Below are 5,418 nucleotides of genomic sequence, written 5' to 3'. Positions count from 1 at the left end.
GGTCGAGTAGGCCCTGGGAACCACCCCCAAAGCCTCTCACAGAACCGTACGTGAACCTCTCGATTCATACGGCTCTTGTTATCCAACCATTGCCCTTGATCCTGCCCAGTGAGCAAATAGATCCGGCCGTCGCCGACGCAGTCCATTCACTCTCCGGGCAGCCTGTAACAGACCTCTGAGTTTCCGATACTTCCCTAATGCCCACCGGCTCAACCTCAGATCGAAATGAAACAGCACATTCCGAATGTAGCTGCGGCCAAACAGGCTATAGTACTGCATCCAGCCTCGGAGGCGGGACTGACAGAATCGAGCGAACTGCCCGAGTTCTTTCTGTCGCCACCATTTCCAGGGCCACTCGTTGATCTGCTTGCGGATCTCTTTCGCTGCACTCTGGCTGATGGCCGCCGTGAAGTAGACTTTCTTTTGTCCCAACCGGTTGCGGATCAGCCGCGGTCGGAAGGTGTGACCCAGAAAATCAAACGCGATCTCCGGGTAGTCCCGCCGGTTGTACTCGCTCTTACAATACACAATCTTTGTCTTGCGGGGATGGAGCGTCAAGCCACACGCTGTGAATCGTGCCTCAAGGACCGATTTCAGTGCTTGAGCTTCCCGTTCACTGGAACAATGGCATACGATATCGTCCGCATAGCGTTCGAACTGGATGCCACCCCAGCGCTTCTCCACCCAGCGATCAAAGACGTAGTGCAGGAACAGGTTTGCCAGTAAGGGACTGATCACACCGCCTTGCGGCGTGCCCCGATCGCGTTCCTCCACGGAACCATCCGCCAACTGAACCGGCGCGCTTAGCCAGCGCCGGATGTACAGCTTCTGCCAGTCCTCGGTCACATGACGATCCACGGCCTTCATTAACAGGTTGTGGTCGATGTTGTCGAAGAAGCCTTGAATGTCCATATCCAGCACCCAGGCTTTCTTCCAGCACCGGGCCTGAGTCTGTTTCAGCGCATCGTGCGCTGACTTTCCCGGGCGGTAGCCGTAAGAGTCCGGGTGGAAGTGTTGTTCCAGTTCCGGTTCAATCAGCAGCTTGACCACCATCTGCGCAATGCGGTCGGCAACCGTTGGGATGCCGAGACGACGGGTTGCCCCATCCGCCTTTTCGATCTCCACGCGCAAAACCGGTGGTGGATGATAGCTTCCTGAGGACAAACGGTTCCAAAGCTTGTAAAGGTTATTGCTGAGGTCACCATCAAAGTCTTCCAGACTCTGATGATCTACCCCGGCGCTACCTTTGTTGGCTCGAACCCGCTTGTAGGCCTGATAGACCAAGGCCTTCGGGATGGTAAATGGTTTTGCCTGACCCTGACGGCTCCTCCCGGAATTCGGTTGGCCATCTGGATCCGACGGGATAACTTGCCCCCTTCGCTCCACACCCATTACAGGTGTTTCCACACTACTACGGGCCAATCCGTCCCTGTGTCCTGCATCGGTACTCTCGCCTCGCGGGATCTCCACTTGTGCTTCTCCCTTAACATCAGGACGACAGGTTCTCATGTTCCATACTCAAGCCTGTACCCAGGTCATGCCGCCTCAAGACCGGCTGCCGCTGTGTCCGTTGTGCCAGCTCACGTCACAGCTCATCCCGGGGAGACGCTCGGTCCCCGGTTCTGACAACATCTGTCTACATTTCGACCCCTCATCGGCGGTTCACTTTCGTTCATCTCCTTGGGTACGTACCTGACCGCTCTTGACGGCCTTTTCCCATGTCGCTCACGACCCGCACTCTTAATGCAAGCCGCACAGGGCGGTTTGATCCCGGTGTCTGGTCACCGAGACCGAGGGGCCTTCCCTCATCTTGAGTACAGCAAGAAAGACTGAAGTCTTTCGTCATGACACACGAGCGCAGCGGAGGGAACCAAAAGCGCCACGCTTTTGGCGTCCGGTTGACCGCCTGGTTATGGCCTCGCATGCTTGGTCACCGTATGAATTACAAATTTTCCGCAAACCAAGCAAATGACGAGAATTAGTAATATTTGGATAGCGAAGTTTGCGCCGAAATACCACCAGTACTCGTCAGTTACCTCTTTCTTAGCTGCGACCAAGCGGTCACCAAATTCCGGATCGCGCATCAACGCGTTGGCTTCTTCTCGGGAAAGATCTGATATTGACCTGCCATCCAATGCCAATTCAGCAGTCTGTTTGTTTACGTGCTCTGCCAGTGCCTCGCCAAAAGATCCGCCGAGTGCGCTGACAAGGACTGCCAGTATGAGGCTGGCAAAAATGGATAGATAAACCTTCGTTTTCACTCGACTTCCTTGTAGCCATAACGTGGAAAGCTCAGCCGCGCCGCGTCCGCGGCGTCGGCTGCAGCGCCGGGTTAGGCGCTCTTCGCTTTGTTGCACCTCAAAATTGAACCCGCACAGCCCGCAGTTTAGGTTGCAGGTTCGGAATGCAGGCAGGTGAGCAGCGTGCCGGCTTGGCGGATCAGCTGAGCCGTAGCGTCCATATCAAGAAGGCCGTTCGCATCCGGCTGCCGGAAATCCTCGCGATCGAGTACGGCGACCACCATTGAGCGGCCATGACCGAAACGGGTGGGTTTACGCGCCCTTAGACCAAATTCCCCGGCGTGGTGGGAAATCTTAGCAAACCACTCCCGCCTTAGCGCCCGCCGCTGAGCAGCGTCCTCGACCCCGATCCGGAAGCGCAGCTCACAGGTGTTTTCAGAGGTGTTAGCGAGTTGCACGTGAGCGATGTCGCGAAAGTAAATCCAGAAGCCGAGAAATCCGCCCGACTGGTTGGGTACGTAGCCCCAATCACCCTCGCCGAGGTGCTCCTTCAAGGCCTTGTAGAATCCGATCCAGGCATGCCACCCCCATGATTGCAGTGGCTTAGTTCGATAGGCCTCCACCCGTGCTTCCAAGTGCCGCAGCCACTCCAGATAGCAATGGAAAATGTCACTGGGAGTTTGGGCACCGCTCTCGAGCACGGCGAGCAGGTCACGCCGCAGGAACGGTTGGAACCCCTTCCGGTAAACGTCGTTGTAGTGGCTCTGGTCGCCGGTCTTGAGGTAGATCGCGAGCACGTTCTCAGGCTCGTAATCTCTTTCTTTGACTTTCGTGAGGTAGCGGGTGAGTTGGTCGGAGTGCTCACAGGTGTTGGTCTTATCTTCGATGATTATCGCGAACTTTTCGTCGAGCACGCAGAGCACGTCGATGCGCTCATCCTGCGGCGTGACAACGACGCTGGAGAAATCGGGAACGGCTCGTCCATGCTTCTCGAAGAACGCACCGATCAGTCGCTTAGCGCAGACATGTAGGTAAGGGTCCGCCGACGCGTACTGTGGGTTCGCCCACGATAGCAGCCATGCAATGAAGGCATCTTGCGAGAGCTCACTGGTGGCGTAGCGGAAAAGGTTGGGTTTTTTGAACACAGCTTGGCCTTATCTCCGTAAATCCAGAAGGCGAATTCAAAACTTGCAGGCGTCTTCAAAATCACAATACCCTGGCAGGAAATCACCTTGCTTGGGAATCGGTTCCGCCACAGGCTTTCGGCAGCTGTGCGCTCAGCTCGCTCGCAAGGCGGTCAAAATATTCGTTGAGCGATTCCTGCACGGCGCTCTTGGAATGGCTGACGGTCGAATGATCGTGAAGGATCAGTACGTCAGCATGCTCCTCTAGCTTGAGGAGAGCTGCTTCTGCAACCGCTCGGCGTCGTTCTTCAAAGGAAAACGGGAGTGTTGCGACGGCGGTGACGTGCGCACCAACGGTCTGCGCGATCCCCGCCAACTTAGGTGCCGCACCACTTCCTGTGGCACCGCCAAGCCCGACGGCGAGGATAACCCGCCGGTTTCCGGCTAATATCTTTCGGAACTCATCGGCTGCCTCTCCAGCAGCCGCTTCTGCGGTTACGACCGTCGGCAGACGGCCACCTCGCGAATTAATGTCCAAGCAAAGACGGTGTCGCGCAGATTTTTCTTCAAGACCATTCCCGGCGCTATTAACCGCCAAGACGTCGTGACCGAGCGAGTGACCGAGCTGTTCCGCAATAGCGCAGCCCGCCCCACCGACTCCAATTATCACTGTTCCGTTCATATCACCCCCTAAGCTTGGCGAAAACGCTAGTAAACGTTCCGACATGATGTGTCGCAGCTAGTGTCGCCTAACGCGAAGCTAAGCGGTGGCCTGATAAGGGCATCCGGTGGACGGCCCTCGGGCCGGGAACGTACTTAAGCGACTGGTTAGTTGGGGGCATCGATAAAGCCTGATCCTTGGCAACCAACATCGTGGCCCACACAGCAGCCCTTGCACCAGAAACCGCCGATGCTCCGTAACTAAAACCACCGCCAACGATGCGGTGAATGAACCTGAATACCAGAGTAGCAGATAAGCAAGGAACGATTTACCGGCGGACGGCCCCACAACCAGAACACCCGACTTACTAACAACACCACTGACAGATTGAGCTGTCAGCAAGGCTACGAATTCTGACGGCCTTGGCTGTTACTGCGAATTACCGGTTTTGCATCCAAATTTCCGCCAAGGCCTTTAGCACCCAGCCGCCAAAAAGTGACAGAGCACTACCAACTAACGCCAGCGGTAATGGGCGGCAACGGAGCGGAGCGCAGTTGGCGTCCCGTTGACCGCCTTGTTGTGCGTCATTCGCCATACTCCTCCGTGATTTTCCTCAACCTCTCCTTATACTCTATCTCGATATCCGGGCCGCACCTACCTACCTGATCTTCGAAAATGGGATTCAACGCTGTCTGATAATAGCCGCCACTCGAATCAATTGACTGAATCGTGTACTCGGTGCGCCACTCCCACATATTTTTAGTAGGCACAAAGGTAAAGTCGGTGCCTTTGCCCCAACGTGCAATATCTTCCCCCGATCCATCCAAATTTCTGAATTTACAATAAAAGTATGAGCCTTCATCAGATTGTGACGCGGCAGTCCCGGGGTTACTTGGGTTCTCACTAGTACATTCAGCTTGGCTGATGTCGAACTCTTCACAGCAGCTAATTTGGCTCGTTCGGTCTGAGTAGGCGAGGCATACCCTCAAGTCCATATTGTCTACCGACCCCAAAGCTAACGGGAGGTAAAACAAGCAAACAATGAATAATGGCAGTGTAATTCGTAACACCCGAAAGGCTCCTTCCTATTGTTTTGTTCCATGTATCGGTACCGCACAACGCTGAAGGTAACCGGCACCGGAGCGCAGCGAAGGGAACCAAAAGCAGAAGGCTTTTGGTGTCCGGTTGACCGCCTTGATACTGATTGAGCCTTCTCCCCAGCCCGGCGGTTACCCGCTAAGCTGGAAGGCGACCAAGCACTACAAGGGAGAAGACTCATGAACTTTTACCATAGCACTCACCGTCACTATTGTGGAATCGACCTGCACGCCCGCAGCCTGTACGTTTGCATCCTCGACCAGCAAGGCGAGGTGCTGTTGCACAAAGAGATCAA

Annotated in this window: 4 protein-coding genes and 1 pseudogene; 1 reads left to right on the top strand and 4 read right to left on the bottom strand. The window is 55.4% G+C overall.

Annotation, left to right across the window (positions count from 1 at the left end; genetic code table 11):
* Nucleotides 1–78: 78 nt before the first annotated feature.
* The 4 genes from ltrA to C7H09_RS05855 all read right to left on the bottom strand — a co-directional run bounded on the left by ltrA (nt 79) and on the right by C7H09_RS05855 (nt 4,046).
* Nucleotides 79–1,407: a group II intron reverse transcriptase/maturase gene (gene ltrA / locus C7H09_RS05875; protein WP_240616512.1), complete on the bottom strand. Its 1,329-nt coding sequence runs from the start codon at nt 1,405–1,407 to the stop codon at nt 79–81.
* Between the two features lie 503 nt (nt 1,408–1,910).
* Entirely contained in the window at nt 1,911–2,261 is a 351-nt protein-coding gene (locus tag C7H09_RS05865) for a hypothetical protein (protein WP_106761677.1), read from the bottom strand.
* A 125-nt stretch (nt 2,262–2,386) separates the two neighbouring features.
* A complete protein-coding gene (locus C7H09_RS05860) occupies nt 2,387–3,385 on the bottom strand; it encodes a PD-(D/E)XK nuclease family protein (protein WP_106761676.1) in 999 nt (332 codons plus the stop codon).
* Between the two features lie 82 nt (nt 3,386–3,467).
* Nucleotides 3,468–4,046, bottom strand: coding sequence for an FtsZ/tubulin family protein (locus tag C7H09_RS05855; RefSeq protein ID WP_165794796.1), 579 nt, complete (start codon nt 4,044–4,046; stop codon nt 3,468–3,470).
* A gap of 1,256 nt (nt 4,047–5,302) precedes the next feature.
* Between C7H09_RS05855 and C7H09_RS20165 the strand changes: the two are divergent.
* Nucleotides 5,303–5,418: pseudogene (locus tag C7H09_RS20165) on the top strand (IS110 family transposase); the annotation flags it as partial.

The sequence above is a fragment of the Marinobacter fuscus genome (assembly GCF_003007675.1).
Classification (GTDB): domain Bacteria; phylum Pseudomonadota; class Gammaproteobacteria; order Pseudomonadales; family Oleiphilaceae; genus Marinobacter; species Marinobacter fuscus.
The sequence above is the reverse complement of the archived record's forward strand: the minus strand, read 5'-3'. Positions and strand labels throughout refer to the sequence as shown.

Excerpts from the sequence above, each read along its gene's own strand:
- C7H09_RS05855 (WP_165794796.1), bottom strand. The coding sequence starts at position 4,046 with ATGAACGGAACAGTGATAATTGGAGTCGGTGGGGCGGGCTGCGCTATT.